Consider the following 16,671-nt stretch of genomic DNA (forward strand, 5'->3'; position numbering starts at 1 on the left):
AAGCCCTTTTTTTGTATAGTAATATTGATAATTGCAGCTCTAAGGTGGTATAGCGGCGTTCTGAAGAGCGAAGCCGGTTTTGAAGCGGGTAGATGTCCCCCGACAGATAAACCGTTTCTGAGGCCGATAAATCGGTTCTCCGGAGGATAAAACGCTCCTGCGGCGGATAAATCGGTTCTCCGGCGGATATAAGGCTTCTGCGGGTGATAAAACAGCTCTCCGGCGGATAAAAAGCTCCTGCGGCCGATAAAACAGCTCTCCGGAGGATAAACAGCACCTGTGACTGATAAAGCTCTGCGGCAGATTCAACTGAGAGCCCCTGATAATCCCACTTAGAGGCTATATACATCTTAGACGTCTATCTATATTATAAAACTATGAGAGTTTATTATACAACAGGATCCAGGGAGAGAGAGGGAGTACGATGAGTAGGAAGTTAATTGAGTTTAGAGATGTATCATTTCGATATGGAGAAGAGCAACCCTGGGTGTTGAGAAATTGCTCATTTCAAATTTATGAAGGTGAATGGGTAGCCATCATTGGTCATAACGGTTCCGGCAAGTCAACAATAGCTAAATTAATAAATGGGCTTTTATTCCCGCAAAAAGGTGAAATTTTGATAGATGGCCAGCAAGTGAATGAGGAAACAATTTGGGATATTCGCAAAGAGGTTGGCATGGTCTTTCAAAATCCTGATAATCAGTTTGTTGGTACGACTGTACAGGACGATGTAGCCTTTGGAATGGAAAATAGAGGAACTCCCCGTGAAGAGATGGTAACACGTATAGAAGAAACGCTATCTGCCGTAGGAATGGAAGATTATCGGTTTACCGAACCACATCGACTTTCCGGTGGACAAAAGCAACGTGTGGCTATCGCCAGCGTGCTAGCTATTTCTCCTAAAGTCCTCATTTTGGATGAGGCCACTGCCATGCTTGATCCAAAAGGCAGGACTGAGATTATGCGGACGGTTTCCAATGTTCAAAACAAAGAAGCCCTTTCGCTAATTACAATAACTCATGATCTGCAGGAAGTAGTACAAGCTGATCGTGTTATTGTTATGAATAAAGGTGAGATTTGGGATCGTGCTACACCTAGAGAGATATTTTCCAAGAAAGATTCTTTAAGAGAGATAGGCCTAGATGTTCCATTCGTTGCTATTTTGGCTGATGAATTGAAGGAGACAGGAATTAACCTTACAAAAGAACCATTAAATCACGAAGAATTGCTGGAGGACTTATGGATATTACATTCACAAACGTAAGCTATATATACCAACGCAATACTCCTTTTGCTCATCAAGCAATCAAAGATCTTAATTTTCATATTCCCTCTGGATCCTTTGTAGCAATAGTAGGGCATACGGGTTCAGGTAAATCTACGTTACTACAACATTTGAATGGCCTGGTAACCCCAAGCGAGGGAGAAGTGAAAATAGGAGAATACAAACTAACTCCTAAGGAAAAACCAAATAATCTCAAAGAACTTCGAAGCCGGGTTGGAGTGGTATTTCAATATCCAGAACATCAGCTATTTGAAGAAACCGTGGCAAAGGACATCGCTTTTGGACCTGAGAATTTTGGTGTACCAAAAGAAACGATAAATGAGCGTATAAAAAGGGTTATCCCCGCAGTTGGTCTTTCGGAAGATATGCTCGAGCGGTCGCCCTTCGATCTTAGTGGAGGGCAGATGCGCAGAGTAGCTATTGCTGGAGTATTGGCCATTAACCCAGATGTATTAGTGCTTGATGAACCTACTGCAGGTTTAGATCCACGGGGGCAAAAAGAAATAATGGAAATGTTTTATTCCATGCATAAAGAACAAAGCCTTACAACAATTCTTGTTACCCACAGTATGGAGGATGCACTAAAGTATGCGGATCACGTAATTATCTTAAACAAGGGAACAAAATATATGGAAGGTTCTCCAGAAGAGGTATTTACACAAAAAGATGCACTAAAAGAAGTACAGCTGGATGTGCCGGAAGTAATTCAACTACTCCATGCGTTTGAAGCCAAGTTTTCAATATCTATTCCATTTCATGGGCAAACCGTACGGGAGATAGCGGAGACGATTCATTCCATCGTTAAGGATGGTGATAGTAATGAATAATTCCTTAATTATCGGGCAATATGTTCCCGGTAATTCTCTTATACACCGGTTAGATCCGCGTACGAAAATAACAGTTATTTTTTTCTTTGTCTTTATTGTCTTTTTTGCAAATAATGTAGTAAGTTATTCCATTCTTACCTTATTCGCGATCACATGTATAGTCACTTCCAAAGTGCCAATCCGATTTATTGCGAAAGGGTTAACGCCAGTATGGTTCCTGATTATTTTCACGTTTATTTTGCATTTGATTGTTACAAAAGAAGGTACTGTTTTATTAGAGATTTTCCGATTTAAAATTTATTCTGGAGGGGTCATTCAGGGTTTTGCAATTTCCATGCGTTTCTTTCTATTAATTCTGGTGACATCTTTATTAACATTGACAACAACACCTATAGAAATAACAGATGCAATAGAAGAAATGCTACATCCATTAAAAAAATTAAAATTTCCTGTACATGAGCTCGCTTTAATGATGTCTATTTCTTTAAGATTTATACCTACACTCATGCAGGAAACAGAGAAAATCTCCAAGGCCCAGGCATCGCGTGGTGTGGATTTTAAGACAGGGCCTATTAAGGAAAGAATAAAAGCAATCGTGCCCTTATTGATACCTTTGTTCATCAGTGCCTTCAAACGCGCAGAGGAGCTTGCGATGGCTATGGAAGCAAGAGGCTATCAAGGGGGAGAGGGCAGGACGAAATTACGTGAGTTAAAGATAGAAAAAAGAGATATGTTGATTTTTGTTTTATTTGTGTTTGTAATTGCCGGTTTATTCTATTTTAGAAGCTGGTAAGAAGTTAACAGAAAGGCTGGAAGCAAATGGCTAGATTGAAATGCAAAATTACTTACGATGGTTCCCAATTTGCGGGTTTTCAGATCCAGCCGAGGAAGAGAACGATTCAAGGTGAATTGGAGAAGGCTTTAACTAAAATGCATAAAGGATTACCTATCCGTATTCAGGCTTCAGGAAGAACGGATACAGGTGTTCATGCGAAAGGTCAAGTGATTCACTTTGACTCAGACTACGATATCCCAACAGTTAACTGGCAAAAGGCATTAAACACCTTATTACCAGATGATTTGTATGTTAAAGAAGTAGAAATGGTTCCAGATACGTTTCACGCTCGTTATGATGTAACGGAGAAGGAATATCATTATTATGTATTAAACATAAAGGAACCAGATGTATTTAAGCGAAACTATGCCTATCACTTCCCATATAAGTTAGATGTTGTGGAAATGCAGCGAGCCTGTGAATATTTAGAAGGGTTTCATGACTTTACTACCTTTTCCTCAGCTAAGGCTACTACAAAGGGAAGTAAAGAACGAATGATGTTTCAGGTAAGTTGTGAAAAACGAGGAAATGAAATCGAATTTATTTTTCGGGGAAGCGGATTTTTATACAATATGGTGCGAATTATCGTAGGTGTATTATTGGATATTGGCCAAGGTAGAAGAAGTCCGGAAGATATTGAAAAATTGTTAGAAAAGAAGGATAGACAGCTTGTGGGAGAAACCGTTCCACCCCAAGGTTTATATTTATGGCAGGTAACCTATAATAACAGTAAATAATCTGTCTCAGCCCTTGACAAATAGCCTCAGTTTGGTATATTATGATTTATGGCATTTTATTTCTAAACCATGATTAGCCCCGGAACTAATTATGTTGAAATATAGGAATAACGAAACGAATATTAAAGATTTTATTGATGGAGGGAATCAATCATGCGCACAACTTTCATGGCGAATGAAAATAATATTGAACGCAAATGGCTCGTTGTGGATGCTGAAGGTCAACGTCTTGGTCGTTTAGCAAGTGAGGTTGCCGCAATCCTTCGTGGAAAGCACAAGCCAACTTACACTCCACACGCAGACACAGGTGATCACGTGATCATCATTAATGCGGAGAAGATCGAATTAACAGGAAACAAATTACAAGACAAAATGTACTATCGTCATTCAGGTTACACTGGTGGCTTAAGAGAGCGTAATGCAAACGAAATGCGTTCAAAATATACAGAAGAAATGCTTGAGACTGCAGTTAAAGGCATGCTTCCTAAAGGACCACTTGGTCGTAAAATGAGCAAGAAATTACATGTATTCAGAGGATCTGAACACAATCATCAAGCACAAAAACCAGAAGTTTACGAACTTCGCGGATAATTAAAGAGGAGGTTAATCAATTGGCACAAGTACAATACTATGGCACAGGCCGTCGTAAGAAGTCAACTGCACGTGTACGTTTAGTACCTGGTACAGGAAACATTACAATCAATGGTCGTGATGCTAGAGACTATTTCCCATATGAAACACAACTTTTAATTCTTAACCAACCACTTGCAGCAACTGAAACTGAAGGAACTTATGATGTTTTAGTTAACGTTCATGGTGGAGGATTCACAGGACAAGCTGGAGCTATCCGTCACGGTATCGCCCGTGCACTTCTAGAAGCTGATCCAGAATACCGTGCTTCTCTAAAACCAGAAGGATATCTAACTCGTGATGCCCGCATGAAAGAACGTAAGAAATACGGTCTTAAAGGCGCTCGTCGTGCACCACAGTTCTCAAAACGTTAATAAATCAACACTTGCAAATCCCCCAACCACATGTGGTTGGGGGATTTTACTGTATATGCGGTGCTTTAAAAAAATGTAAGGTTGTCTTTGTGATAGTCCAAGAGTAATCAACAACAAGCTAATTTTCCTTTGAGTCTATGTTATTAGGTTTATAGTTGAATAGTGCGAGTCAGATTACTATTAGGAACTTAACTATTGTCTTTTTTTCTGCTTCCAGTTTTAGTAATCAACATAAATACACGGATAAAAAATACAGTCAGTATACATATGAGTAGATTGCTTTCCCATTCAAACGCGTGGCCCCTTATATTATCTATAAGAGTTGTTATCCCGAACATAAACAAAGTCACAACTATAAAAAATACAACCTCTCTCAAGATGACTCTAGAAATTGACATTAATTTTCAACTCCAATTATGTTTTTTTGTTTGGTCTAATCTAAATTGTAAATCAAAACTTTTTTTATTTATAGGGTTACAGTTTGAATTTCTTAATGTTAGGATTGGAATTAAATATATACGAATTGGGTAAATTTACCAAAAAATGGGGAGGGTTTATTTTGAAAAAGAGCTTGATGGTACTATTATCTTTCACACTCTTGTTTTGTGCTATGCCTATAAATGCGCTAGCCGCTACGGAATATACTGAGGAAGAGTTAGAGTTGGCTGAAGAACTAGAATTTATGTTTGATGAAGCGATGGTCAAAGATGCGGAAGGGAATCCAGTGGGCCTTGATTACGAAAAAATTGAAGCTAGATACGGCGAAGTTCCTGAAGAATTGAAAGTTTTGGAGAATGAAATTGGCATCGCTAACAATACGGGTGAACAAGTGATTGTTCCTATGATTAATCCGTCAGATCCAGGCGGTAAAGCGGATAGTATAAGAAAATGTATGAGAGAAAATGTTCTTTCAGATTGGGGAATGATTCTTGGTGGCGCTGCTGCTGGCCAGTTCTATGCATACTTAGAAAGTGGTAGCTTTATAAAAGCAGCAAAATTGATGATTAAATATGGTGCTAAAGGAAGCGCTTGGGGGATTGCTGGTTCTTTAACTGCCCAATATGTGAGCTGTGCAATTAAAGCCTGAAATTAGATAGAATAAAAGTATAATAGAGGAACTCCGGAGACCTCTTTGAAATGATAGCGTGGTATTAGCCAATTAGTTGGTGAAGATGTCACGCTTACTTTTGTTGTGTCTGATTTGGAATGAATCTATTCCTTTTCGCATCCGCTACGTAGAATGTTTTACATAAATGTTATTCGCTAAACAGAGGGTACCGCTGTTAACTAAACAGTTAGTGCCAAAGGATTTCAATCCTCAGTTATTCGTTTATATCGGACAACAAGTATTAGAAGTTAGAAATTGTTACAAAGTAAATTTGAAGTTTCTTTAGAGTAATAAAATTTTGGAAACCAAATTGGGTTGGTGTTCCAAAAGATGAACAAAGGAAAATTAAAAATGAATTAGTGAAGAAAGAAGATTGGATCATTGATGAAAACTATGGCGTTACAATGGAAATAAGACTTAATGCAGCAGATACAATAATTTTCCTTGATATTCAAAGAACAACCTGTCTTTATCGTGCTTTCACACGAATGTTAAAATATCGAAATAGAACAAGACCAGATATGGGAGTGGGATGCGAAGAAAGATTTGATCCAGATTTTCTTAGATGGATATGGAATTATCCAAAAACTATAAGACCTGAAATTTTAAAGAGGCTCGAACAATTGCCTAAAGAAAAACAAGTAATTATTTTAAAACCGCCAAAAGACGTTGAACAATTTATAGAAAAAGTATAAAACTTTCCCTTCTTCAACAAACAGGTGCTTTTCTGGCACAAGGGATAGCGTCCATTCCTTAAGACAAGGTCTAGTTTAGTTCAATAAGGTACAATTACTAGGCCTATCATTCGATTGAATATGCGGAAGGGAAAGTTAGAAATGATACTTTTAAATGGAGTAAGCGGATTTAATGGACCTGATCAAGTAACCGATGGAGATTACTTCAAAAAAATATGTTACTCGTTAATTCACACACTAAATGGGAATGTATTATCTTTTAGCGAACCAAAAGTTGCTCGACATTATTATGAAGTGAAAGTGAATGTTCTTGAGGAGAATTTGTCTATCCTACTCAATAATGTATATCCATTTATCGCTTTTGCTTCATCAGTTGACTATGGCTATAGTGAGTTTGTTGATAACGAGCTGTTGTTAAATGGATTTAGTCCTTACTATCGCGTTCTATGTTCAAATGAGTTAAATGAACCACTAGTGATAAAGGAGAGTAAGGGAAAAATTACTGTAGAAAACGAGAATGAACTTAATGATGCTGAAGTATATAACATTAAATATTGGAAATCTAAAACCGTAGGAGATATTGTCTTCAACTATTGGGATTGAATACAAATTAAAGTTCGTAAAGTAATGCACTTAAACAATCGGGCGCACATCTGGAATAAGGGATAGCGCCCCATTTGCCATTGTAGGGCCATTATTTGAATAACGTACTGTGTATTTTGAAACTTAAACAATTATTAAATCGTACATTTTAAGATAAAGGGAGGTTTATGATTTGAGTAAAAAATATGTTAAATACTCAATAGTTATCGGTATCATAGCTTTTGTTTTAGGGTTAGTGTTATTCTTAACAATCGATTCTTCATCCCCATTCATTGCTAGTCTTATCGTTGCATTTCTTATATTTGAAATTAGTTTTTATCACTTATTTAGAAAAGATAGACATAAGAATAAACTGCTCAACTGATTTTTAAAGTTAAACAAAAGGGCGCTAATCAGGAATAAGACTAGCGCCCAACTTGCCATTGTCGGGCCGTTTTGTTGAGATTCAAATTTTACTTTTGAGGGGGAAGAGCTAGTGAAAATACTTAGAATAACTTTAGCGATTGTTGTAGTAGTCCTATCTAGTTATAGTTTGATAACTGGTATAACTGGAATAATAATGCCTTATGTTTTGCTGTTAATAGGACTATTGTGTCTTCTTATGGGGATAACTGAATTTCAAAAACGAAAACCATCTGCCTTTACAATGTTTCTTGCGGCTGGGTTTAGTCTTTTTGTTGGAGTTTATACCTTATAAAGCAATCGGGCGCGATTCACTAATAAGAATTCGCGGCAATATCGCATTATAGGACCATTTTGTTTAACTAGTGGTCTGTGTGGTAACCTAAAATTAAGAACTATTTCCGACCGTTGAAATGATTTAAAGTGAGGGTGAATAGTAATGGAATATAGTAATGTAAATAATTCAAATAAAAAAATGGGATTAGTGGTTGGCGAACTCATAATTGGATTGTTTATGATTTTTGATATTTATTTATTCATGACAAAAGTAGAATTAGCTCCTAGATTATTAGCTGGTGGCTCATTTGTATTGTTGTTAGGTTTGTTTATTTTTGGTCTTAAAAAAATAAACAATATCGAGAAATGAATGTAAGCAATCGGGCGCGTACACGGAAGAACGATCTAGACTTTTTTAAACGATCGGGCCAGCCGAACAGTGGGATGGGGAGTATATGGGAACATTGCAGATTTTATTTTTAATTGTAATTTGGGTTTTACCAGCAATTCTTTCTATAAACACTTATTGTGAAATGGACAAAAAAGAACAGCAAGAATTAAAAAATGAGTTTAAAAACCCTTTTGCTCTGTTTGGAGTCGGGTTTGTTGTTATAGGTTTATTATTATTCTCTTCTGGTTACATTTCGTCTCTGAAATTGCCTCAGCATATAGGTGCAATTATGGTAGTGACTAGTTGGTTTACTACAAGTATCGTAAGTAGGAAAAGGAAAAAAGTAAGTTTTGTAACAAGTATTGCATTGATATTATTGGGAGTAATAGGTATAGCAGTTTATAGTTGTTTGATTTAAACAATCGGGCGTATTTCTGGAGCAAGAGATCCACACTTCTTAATGAATTGGGCCTGTTAATTGAATAAAAGAAAGTGCGTTTGTAAGAGAATGATTATTCGAACAAAATGTTTACTTGATGCCCTAAACTAAGGATAAGAATAGGCATTTAGTTTAATGGATAGAGATGTTAAATTGACACATTACAAGATCTAGATCGGGAACGGACGGAGATGATGACTTTCTATGGAAAATGCTTTATCAAGCCCTTTTTGTTCCAGAAGGAGAGTCAAGACCATCACGGAAGATTTTAAGTCAAACAGGTATATCAAAATATTCAGATGATTGTGGAAGACATGGAGATATAGCCTATATTGCGGTAGATTTAAACGAAGAACCTGTTGGTGCCATATGTGACATCCCATTATTGACCATGATATTTGTTTTTAATGGGCGGCATTCTTTTTGGGCTATTAGCTGTGTTTTATAGTTTCAAAAGGCAACGTAATCCTAGTAATGCAAAAAGCAAGTAAAAGCATGGCTGTTCAAGTTTTTTATGTACGGACGAGGAGGGAGAGCATGTCGAAAGATCAGGCGAGTACGGAGTGGGAGGCAGCCGTGGAGAAGGTGCTGGATTATATTCATCACCATTTAGATAGTCCGATAGCCTTGTCCGATCTGGCCGCCATCGCTTCCTACAGTCCGTACCATTTAACCAAAATTTTTAATAAAGTAACAGGTATATCCCCATTTTACTATATTTTCGCAGTCCGAATTCAAACGCCAAGACGCTATTGTTAAACACCAATTTGACGATCCGGGATATTTGTTTGGAAGTCGTTTACGAGAGCCTGGGCTCCTTCACTTCTTCCTTTATGCAGAAAGTCGGCATTACCCCGGCTCAATATCGTGCCCAGCCAAGGCAATTGCAGGAATACCATTATTCCATGAAAGTCCCCTGTGCAAAAACACGTATTCCATTCGGCAGCATTGGTTCCGTCGTTTGCGGATGGGTAGATGGGGTGGAGCAGCTTGGTAAAGGGGTCGTGATAGTCGGGTTATTTAAAAAGCCTGTACCAGTGGGGTTGCCCTCCTATCTTCAATTGTTAAAAAAAGATGGTTTTTATCGTTTGGCCAATATTTGTCCCGGAACATATTATTTGATTGCAGTATCAATGGCAAAGTCCAAGCATACGACGAACAGGGAAATTTTTCACAATTCTTTATACGCAAGGTGGGAAGAGCCCTTCAACTTCGACCAAGGCGTTCATATCAGGGAAGGAATTGACCTGGCATTGCGGCCGGGACGAAATACAGACCCGCCGGTATTGGTCTCTCTATCATTATTGATAAAAAAATACATTCAACAGCACAATTCAGGAGAAATGAGCGTGAATGAAATTCGTTACAATTAAACCGAAATCTATTAAGGAAGGAGAATAAGTTACATGGAAAAGGAAGGGAAGATTATATCCGCTGATTTAACTGTCGAGAATGCAGAGCAGGTGCGCGACTTTTATAAAAAGGTGATCGGTTGGGAGAACAGTGAAGTCAATATGGGAAATTACAGTGATTACATGATGACAACCAAAGAGGGGACTCCTGTTGCCGGCATTTGTCATCGATCCGGAAGCAATGCCGGGTTGCCTCCCGTATGGCTGACTTATTTTCAAGTGAAAGATCTGGACCATAGTTTAAAGATGTGCCGAGAGCTTGGTGGCAAGGTGCTGAGAAAACCGGAAGGCTCGGGGTGCGGCAGCTTTGCCGTCATTGAGTATCCAGAAGGAGCAGTCTGCGCACTAAGTCAAATTTAAAAGACAGTGTGTGGGATGGCAGTAAGATACTTTCTTTTGGAATCTAGTAAGGATTCCTCTTTTTCTGTTCGGGTGTTACAAATCATCATTTTTCACATTCGACTGTACATAACACTAGTAATCTACAAAGGGGTGATTTTGATGGGTAATATAATGCTTCGAAACGTAATTGAAGATGATCTTCCGATTTTCTTCAAACACCAACAGGATTGGGATGCCAATCATATGGCAGCATTTACAAGTAAGGACCCGGGGGATTGGAACAACTTCTTAACTCACTGGAATAAAATTCTGAAGGATAAAGACATCATCAAGCAAACCATTATTGTTCAAAATAATGTTGCTGGAAATATTCTATGTTTTGAGCAGTTCGGCGTACCGGGGGTTAGCTACTGGATAGGAAAAGAATACTGGGGCAAAGGAATTGCTACCAATGCTTTAAGGGGATTTTTAAAACAAGTTACCATTCGTCCACTTTATGCTCGTGTTACAAAGGACAATATAGGGTCACTCAAGGTACTGGAGAAATGTGGTTTTACAATCTCTGGTGAAGACAGTGGGTTTTCTAACGCTCGTGGTGAAGATGTCGAAGAATTTGTTCTTACACTTGAATAAAGATTATTTACAGTGTGTCAGTAAGTTACTGTGAGACTTGGTTTAAAAACATGGTTTATTCTGTTATAGGGTGTAATTCAAGAAAATTGAATTACACCCTTTGTTCCATTTAAGAGAGAGATTGGCTAATACGGAGGAACGATTTTTTTAACGTGAAAGTTAAGCCTCAAGACTTATATGAAAATTGAACTAGGGTCTCATGTTAAAACATAAGAAAAAATGATAAATTGAAATAGATTATTGTTTTATTTAGCGAAAGGTATCATCTCCCCTTATTTTTTGTAGCAGTAAAGTATATAGGGAAAATTATAAAGAAGGTAAATGAAATGAAGAAAACGAATCATCAGTTAACAGATTCAACTGCAACTAGAAAGCTGCAAATTACAATTGTAATTTGTTAATTGGTTCCTGCAAGAATGAGCAAGTCAGCATCTTGCATGGCTTGATAGGAAGGTTTTGTGCCTATCTTACCAAGGTTTCCTAGATTATAAGGATGATCATCCGGTAAAATTCCCTTCGAAGGCAAGGTAATAATCGATGGGATATTTGCTTTTTCAATAAATATGCGTAATTCTTTTTTTGCATGTTTGGTACCTAAACCAATTAACATAACAGGTTTTTTACTATTTTCAATCAGTTTTGCTGCATCTTGAATAGACTCAACTGATGGTTTCTTTGGTGCAGGTGGCTCCTTATCTATTTTTTTATCTGTATGGTCGTCAATTTTTTGAGTTAATAAATCATTTGGTAATACAAGCACAGCTACACCCTTTTTGGCATATGCAGTACGAATTTCTTCATTTACTGTTTCAAAGATAGTTTCCGGTTCCTTAATCTGTTTATTATAGACAGCAACATCTTTGAACCATTCCGTAAGATTTGTTTCTTGAAATGCTTTTGGACCGAGAACATCACTGTCAGATTGACCAGCTAATATTAATTGAGGGATGTTGTCCAGTTTTGCATCATACATTCCATTTATTAAGCGGATAGCCCCAGGGCAACGATACTTAATGCCACACCGATTTTACCAGTCAGTTTTGTGAAACTGGAGGCGGCCAGACTTGCTACTTCTTCATGTCTAACATGATAAAAATCAATTTCATCTTCTACAACTTTTAATCCATCAACGACCGCATCAATGGAATCTCCTGGAATTCCGTATACATGATCAATATCCCATGCTTTCAAGGCTGAGATTAATGCGTGATTTGCTTTGATTTTTTTAGGCATACATACATTTACTCCTTTATTTTTCTTGATTTAGTATGCCAATTTGCGTATTCAATTATGCATCAAGGGATTAACGTGCACTACCGTTATTTAAAATTACTTCAACAAGGAATTAATAGAATAATGTGATGATAAAAGGCAAAAATATTGAGCTTAAAACGGCAGTGAGTATCATACCAATTGAACTAAAAGCACCAGACTCTAAATCCAGTTCAAGTGCTTTTGCGGTACCAAAGGCGTGGGATGCATTACCATAAGTTAATCCTTTGGCAATTGAGCTTTGGAAGTTACCTATCTTTATTAAAGAAGAGCCTAATATGCTCCCTATTAACCCGGTTGCTATGATAAAGATAATGCTAAGTGTTTCTAATCCTCCCATTTGGTGGGATACTTGAATTCCAACTGCTGTCGTAATGGAACGCGGCAGCAATGTAACAATCATTTGTTTTGAAAATCCAAATAAATTCATAACGAAATAGATAATGATAAAATTAAGTAAAATACCAGATACCACACTGGTCATTATGACTTTAAGATTACGCATTATCATATGTCTATATTTATATAATGGGTAAGCTAGACATACAACGGTACAGTCTAAAAATTTGGAAATCCATTGGCCGCCAATCATATAATCTTTATAATCAAGGCCGCATATAATTAAAATGAAGATGATTGCCAGTGATGCAATCAGTGCCGGGTTCAGTATGGAATAGTTGAATTTGTTCTGGATATAGCGTGCAATGACATACATACATATTGTTAAAATAACCATCATAAAGCCCGTTAAAATCATGGTGAATCATGCTTTTCGTTAGGTGTCCATTGCACCATTTTTTCGGCCAAATAACCAGATGCTAACGCAACAATACATGTACCTAATATGATTAAAGCGATAAATATTAAGTAATTAAGGTTGATTTGTTCAATGATGTTCATACCTCCAACTATAGAGGGAATAAAAAAGAGAACCATTGTACCTAATAATATATTAGCCCCTTCTTGAACCCATCTTTCAGGTATCACTTTGAATTGAAGTAATAAAAAGAAAGTCGCTAACCCTACAATACTTCCGACAATTGGTATGTGTAACACACTTTGTATCTTATTACCTAACGCGGTGATTAAAAATATTATGGAAATCTGTGACAGAATTCTAAAAAACTTTAATAACATTCGGCTTCATTCCTTATTGTCTTTTGGTTCTAAAAAATCCTTAATTCTTCCTCCCTCGTTTTGTTTACATACTCATTATAAGACGGAACATGTTATTACAAAAATAGTGGTTTGTCATAATAGATATTACGTTTATCTATGTAAGCGATATCTTCTATTTTGAATCCAGCTGTTTTTGCATAAAGTGAAGCCATTCTTTAGTGACAAAATTCATGTATTTATTGTTTTTCCATATCACACCAAGTTGCCATACAATAGATGGCGACTCGATACTAACGCTTCGAACATCGTCACTTAGCATTTCAATAATACTTTTAGGAAGGATACCAATACCAATTTGTGCAATAATCATTTGTTCAATAGAATTCCACTGAGAAATTTTCGAAACAATATGAGGTATAAAGCCCGCGCGTTTACAAGAGTCAGTTATTATGTCGTTCAGATAAAAATTTTCGTTAAATAATATAAAGCCTTCATTTTCTAGTTGTATTAAAGACACTTTTTCTTTATCTGCTAAAGGGTGATTTTTATTTACAACAAGTTTTAATTCTTCTTCGTAAAATGGAAAGGATTGAAAAAGACGATCATCAACAGGTAAAGCAGTAATTCCAACATCGAGTTCATCAATTTGAATACTTTGCTCTATTGTTTTTCCACCATTTTCGATAAGTTCATAAGTGATATTGGGATAGCAATTATGAAAATTGGCTAAAATTTTTATGAGTTTCTTAACATTCATAATTGGAGAAAGACCAATTTTGAGATGTCCAGTTTTAACCCCAAGTAAATTATCCATCACAACTGGTAAGTCTTTGTATAAATTTACAATTTCATTACATTGTTCAAAAAAGATTTTACCTGCATCTGTTAGTTTTAAACTTTTTTTGCTTCGATCAAATAAAATTAATTGTAATTCATCCTCTAAGTTTTTAATCGTTTTACTGATAGTAGGTTGGGCGATAAATAGTTTTTCCGATGCTTTAGTCATACTTCCTTGTTTTACAACTTCAACAAAATAGACCATGTGTTGTATATCCATATTATTCCTCCTGTGTTTCAGATGCTTAATGAAGATATTATCATAAAGTAAACAGGTTATGAATGGCATGGTAAATCCCTATAATTTAGGTCATCTAAATTAGTGGCGCTAGGAGACTTCCAATTTTACACTCTGGTGATACGATAGTGATTTAGCGATTAGTGAAGCCTTGGGTTACAATTAGAGTATTCAACCGATGTTATTGGGGAAGTCCTTGATGAATAAGCGTAACAAAATGATCTATTAGGCAACTTTGGCTTCAACTGATGAAATATTTGTGGACGTAACTTGTTTGCCAAGTAATACTCATAATTCCATAAACAGTCGATTGTAATATGATGAAATTACAATCGCCCTAAATAAGCAGAAACGGGGGGGTCTACATTTATTCATTGAATACATGGATACAATGAAATAACATTGACTAATTCATACTTTTTAATATATAGGTATTGATAATCCGATCACTATGCCCTCGTTCCAACAAAACAAACGCCAAATTTTAGTGCCTTAAACGAAAAAGAAAAGAATATTTATTAAGAAGTGGTTGCAAATACTTTAGCAATGTTCGCTCCAGACTATGAATATGAAGAAATAAAGGTAGCGATTGATGTGAAAGGGATTAACTTTGAAGCGACTGGAAAGGTTGAGAAACAATTAGGCTGGAAATCATTATTCAAAAATCAACAACAAGCTAAGAAAAAGGAAATTGTCTTACCAGCAATGGAAAAAGATCAAGCTTGCCAAGTTAATGTAGAAATAGCGAAAGGACAGACAAAAGCCCCTAAGTATTATACCGAGGGGCAACTGATTAATGTGATGAAATACGCTGGAAAAGAGGTAGATGACGAAGCATTGCAACACACTTTAAAAGAAAGTGAAGGGATTGGGACAGAGGCAACAAGAGCAAGCATCATAGAAACATTAAAACACCAATTGTATATTGGAATTAGAAAGAATCAAGTAACTGTATTAGATAAAGGAAAGATACTTTGTCAAGCCGTAGAAGGAACGTTACTTGCTAGTCCGGAGATGACAGCAAAATGGGAAACGTATCTAAAGAAAATCGGAAAGAATGAAGGATCTCAAGAAATGTTTTTCAATAAAATCAAACAAATGATTGAGTTTTTAATGCAAGAAGCCCCTAAGAAAATTGGAAGCATGGAACAGTTCTTGCAACAGGTGAATGAAAAATTTTTTATAGGCAAATGTCCCCGTTGTAATCATGAAGACGGAAAGATTCAAGATAAAGGAAAATTTTATGGATGCAGTCGTTATCGTGAAGGGTGTACATTTACGTTACCAAAGAAATTCCTTGGCAAATCCATAAGTCAGATAAACATTAAAAAGTTATTGGGTGGCGAAAAAACCAATTTAATTAAAGGATTTACAAGTAAAAAAGGAAAAAATTTTGATGCGTCTTTACGCTATGACCAAACCGAACAAAAAATAACATTGTATGTGTTTCTATATACAGCATACCTTAATTTCACCAATAAATAAACATATATGGATCAAAAGACCGCCCATGCTGGTACATGGAATCATTGCATGGTTATAAAAAATAAAAATATAAAGTAATATGCCAACTTTTAAACTGTTAATTTTTAAGCTGATGATAGAATAGTACAGGATTTTCCCCTTTGATACATCATCCAATAAACGTTTGCAAGTGGTATAAAAAGGTAACATAGTAGGTATCAAATTGGCTGGAAATATTACGGACATAAGCGGACGAAAAGCAATAGATAAGGGGGAATCAAAATGGCTTTTGACTATGATCTGGATTTTGATAACATCAATTTCCGTGAGCAACCTGAGCTGTATAGAGTAGGCAGAGGTGAACAAGGAGTCTTGATGGTGGAGCCTTATAAAAGCGAGATCCTTCCATGCTGGCGGTTTAAAACTCCTGAGATAGCAAAGGACTCTGCTGATAAAATCTATCAAAAATATCTGGAGTATAAAGAAAACGATGACTTTATTGGCATGGATATGGCTAGAAATTTCTTCAAATGGGTTATACCAGGTCTCGTCGCTATGCAAACTATAAAGGTGGAAAAAAATATGACAAGCACGGTGAAGTGAATGATAGACATATGGATTCAGAAAAGGCAAAATCAGCTGCTATTTTTGAAGTGAAATGGAAAAAAGTACGGGAAGATGAAGACTATCTTAAGCTGAAAAAAGCCCATCAGGAAAAATGTGGATAATAGCATAGCATAGATCTTTACCTG

The 16,671-nt window shown here is 36.5% G+C and carries 20 protein-coding genes and 2 pseudogenes; 18 read left to right on the top strand and 4 right to left on the bottom strand.

The window, feature by feature from the left end; all coding sequences use genetic code 11:
- Positions 1–424: 424 nt before the first annotated feature.
- The 16 genes from BME96_RS00875 to BME96_RS00965 all read left to right on the top strand — a co-directional run bounded on the left by BME96_RS00875 (position 425) and on the right by BME96_RS00965 (position 10,989).
- Positions 425–1,264: an energy-coupling factor ABC transporter ATP-binding protein gene (locus BME96_RS00875; RefSeq protein WP_040953958.1), complete on the top strand. Its 840-nt coding sequence runs from the start codon at positions 425–427 to the stop codon at positions 1,262–1,264.
- Positions 1,240–2,112: an energy-coupling factor ABC transporter ATP-binding protein gene (locus BME96_RS00880; protein WP_040953959.1), complete on the top strand. Its 873-nt coding sequence runs from the start codon at positions 1,240–1,242 to the stop codon at positions 2,110–2,112. The genes BME96_RS00875 and BME96_RS00880 overlap by 25 nt, the downstream gene beginning before the upstream one ends.
- A complete protein-coding gene (locus tag BME96_RS00885; RefSeq protein WP_040953960.1) occupies positions 2,105–2,905 on the top strand; it encodes an energy-coupling factor transporter transmembrane component T family protein in 801 nt (266 codons plus the stop codon). The genes BME96_RS00880 and BME96_RS00885 overlap by 8 nt, the downstream gene beginning before the upstream one ends.
- 26 nt (positions 2,906–2,931) lie before the next feature.
- On the top strand, positions 2,932–3,684 hold the full coding sequence (truA, locus tag BME96_RS00890) for a tRNA pseudouridine(38-40) synthase TruA (protein ID WP_019375504.1): 753 nt from the start codon (positions 2,932–2,934) through the stop codon (positions 3,682–3,684).
- Between the two features lie 153 nt (positions 3,685–3,837).
- Positions 3,838–4,275, top strand: coding sequence for a 50S ribosomal protein L13 (gene rplM, locus BME96_RS00895; protein WP_019375503.1), 438 nt, complete (start codon positions 3,838–3,840; stop codon positions 4,273–4,275).
- A gap of 20 nt (positions 4,276–4,295) precedes the next feature.
- Positions 4,296–4,688 carry a 30S ribosomal protein S9 gene (rpsI, locus tag BME96_RS00900; RefSeq protein ID WP_019375502.1) on the top strand — a complete coding sequence of 131 codons (393 nt, stop codon included), beginning with the start codon at positions 4,296–4,298 and terminating at the stop codon, positions 4,686–4,688.
- A 559-nt stretch (positions 4,689–5,247) separates the two neighbouring features.
- Positions 5,248–5,775 carry a hypothetical protein gene (locus tag BME96_RS00910; RefSeq protein WP_019375500.1) on the top strand — a complete coding sequence of 176 codons (528 nt, stop codon included), beginning with the start codon at positions 5,248–5,250 and terminating at the stop codon, positions 5,773–5,775.
- Positions 5,776–6,086: 311 nt separating this feature from the next.
- Complete coding sequence (locus BME96_RS00915; RefSeq protein WP_071648035.1) at positions 6,087–6,491, top strand: P-loop NTPase family protein; 405 nt, start codon at positions 6,087–6,089, stop codon at positions 6,489–6,491.
- A 141-nt stretch (positions 6,492–6,632) separates the two neighbouring features.
- Positions 6,633–7,094 carry a hypothetical protein gene (locus BME96_RS00920; protein ID WP_071648036.1) on the top strand — a complete coding sequence of 154 codons (462 nt, stop codon included), beginning with the start codon at positions 6,633–6,635 and terminating at the stop codon, positions 7,092–7,094.
- A gap of 475 nt (positions 7,095–7,569) precedes the next feature.
- Positions 7,570–7,791 (top strand): DUF3953 domain-containing protein, encoded by a 222-nt coding sequence (locus BME96_RS00930; RefSeq protein WP_071648037.1) that lies wholly within the window; start codon positions 7,570–7,572, stop codon positions 7,789–7,791.
- Positions 7,792–7,935: 144 nt separating this feature from the next.
- A complete protein-coding gene (locus tag BME96_RS00935; RefSeq protein ID WP_071648038.1) occupies positions 7,936–8,142 on the top strand; it encodes a hypothetical protein in 207 nt (68 codons plus the stop codon).
- A gap of 85 nt (positions 8,143–8,227) precedes the next feature.
- Positions 8,228–8,581 carry a Fe3+-siderophore ABC transporter permease gene (locus tag BME96_RS00940; RefSeq protein ID WP_071648039.1) on the top strand — a complete coding sequence of 118 codons (354 nt, stop codon included), beginning with the start codon at positions 8,228–8,230 and terminating at the stop codon, positions 8,579–8,581.
- A 558-nt stretch (positions 8,582–9,139) separates the two neighbouring features.
- Entirely contained in the window at positions 9,140–9,361 is a 222-nt protein-coding gene (locus BME96_RS00950) for an AraC family transcriptional regulator (RefSeq protein ID WP_026041354.1), read from the top strand.
- Positions 9,362–9,390: 29 nt separating this feature from the next.
- Complete coding sequence (locus tag BME96_RS00955) at positions 9,391–9,975, top strand: hypothetical protein (RefSeq protein ID WP_156958424.1); 585 nt, start codon at positions 9,391–9,393, stop codon at positions 9,973–9,975.
- A gap of 33 nt (positions 9,976–10,008) precedes the next feature.
- A complete protein-coding gene (locus BME96_RS00960; RefSeq protein WP_071648041.1) occupies positions 10,009–10,374 on the top strand; it encodes a VOC family protein in 366 nt (121 codons plus the stop codon).
- A 141-nt stretch (positions 10,375–10,515) separates the two neighbouring features.
- Positions 10,516–10,989 carry a GNAT family N-acetyltransferase gene (locus BME96_RS00965; protein ID WP_019376684.1) on the top strand — a complete coding sequence of 158 codons (474 nt, stop codon included), beginning with the start codon at positions 10,516–10,518 and terminating at the stop codon, positions 10,987–10,989.
- A 400-nt stretch (positions 10,990–11,389) separates the two neighbouring features.
- On the opposite strand, the pseudogene BME96_RS00970 reads toward BME96_RS00965, so the two are convergent.
- From BME96_RS00970 to cidR, 4 genes and pseudogenes are all read right to left on the bottom strand, one after another.
- Positions 11,390–12,222 (bottom strand): annotated as a pseudogene (locus BME96_RS00970) (thiamine pyrophosphate-binding protein); the annotation flags it as partial.
- A 112-nt stretch (positions 12,223–12,334) separates the two neighbouring features.
- Complete coding sequence (locus BME96_RS00975) at positions 12,335–13,018, bottom strand: LrgB family protein (protein ID WP_071648042.1); 684 nt, start codon at positions 13,016–13,018, stop codon at positions 12,335–12,337.
- The gene (locus BME96_RS00980; RefSeq protein ID WP_071648043.1) at positions 13,015–13,398 is read right to left on the bottom strand and encodes a CidA/LrgA family protein; all 384 of its coding nucleotides are present in this window, start codon (positions 13,396–13,398) and stop codon (positions 13,015–13,017) included. Before BME96_RS00980 ends, BME96_RS00975 begins: the two co-directional genes overlap by 4 nt.
- A 154-nt stretch (positions 13,399–13,552) precedes the next feature.
- Positions 13,553–14,437 carry a cidABC operon transcriptional activator CidR gene (cidR, locus tag BME96_RS00985; RefSeq protein ID WP_071648044.1) on the bottom strand — a complete coding sequence of 295 codons (885 nt, stop codon included), beginning with the start codon at positions 14,435–14,437 and terminating at the stop codon, positions 13,553–13,555.
- 543 nt (positions 14,438–14,980) lie between these two features.
- Here cidR and BME96_RS00990 point away from each other — a divergent pair.
- Together BME96_RS00990 and BME96_RS00995 are read left to right on the top strand one after the other, a co-directional pair.
- Positions 14,981–15,940, top strand: a complete 960-nt coding sequence (locus BME96_RS00990; protein WP_231478656.1) for a type IA DNA topoisomerase — start codon at positions 14,981–14,983, stop codon at positions 15,938–15,940.
- A 261-nt stretch (positions 15,941–16,201) separates the two neighbouring features.
- Positions 16,202–16,647, top strand: a pseudogene (locus BME96_RS00995) (DUF4385 domain-containing protein).
- The last annotated feature ends 24 nt before the right edge of the window (positions 16,648–16,671 follow it).

Source organism: Virgibacillus halodenitrificans (assembly GCF_001878675.1).
In the GTDB taxonomy this organism is placed as follows: Bacteria; Bacillota; Bacilli; order Bacillales; family Amphibacillaceae; genus Virgibacillus_Q; species Virgibacillus_Q halodenitrificans.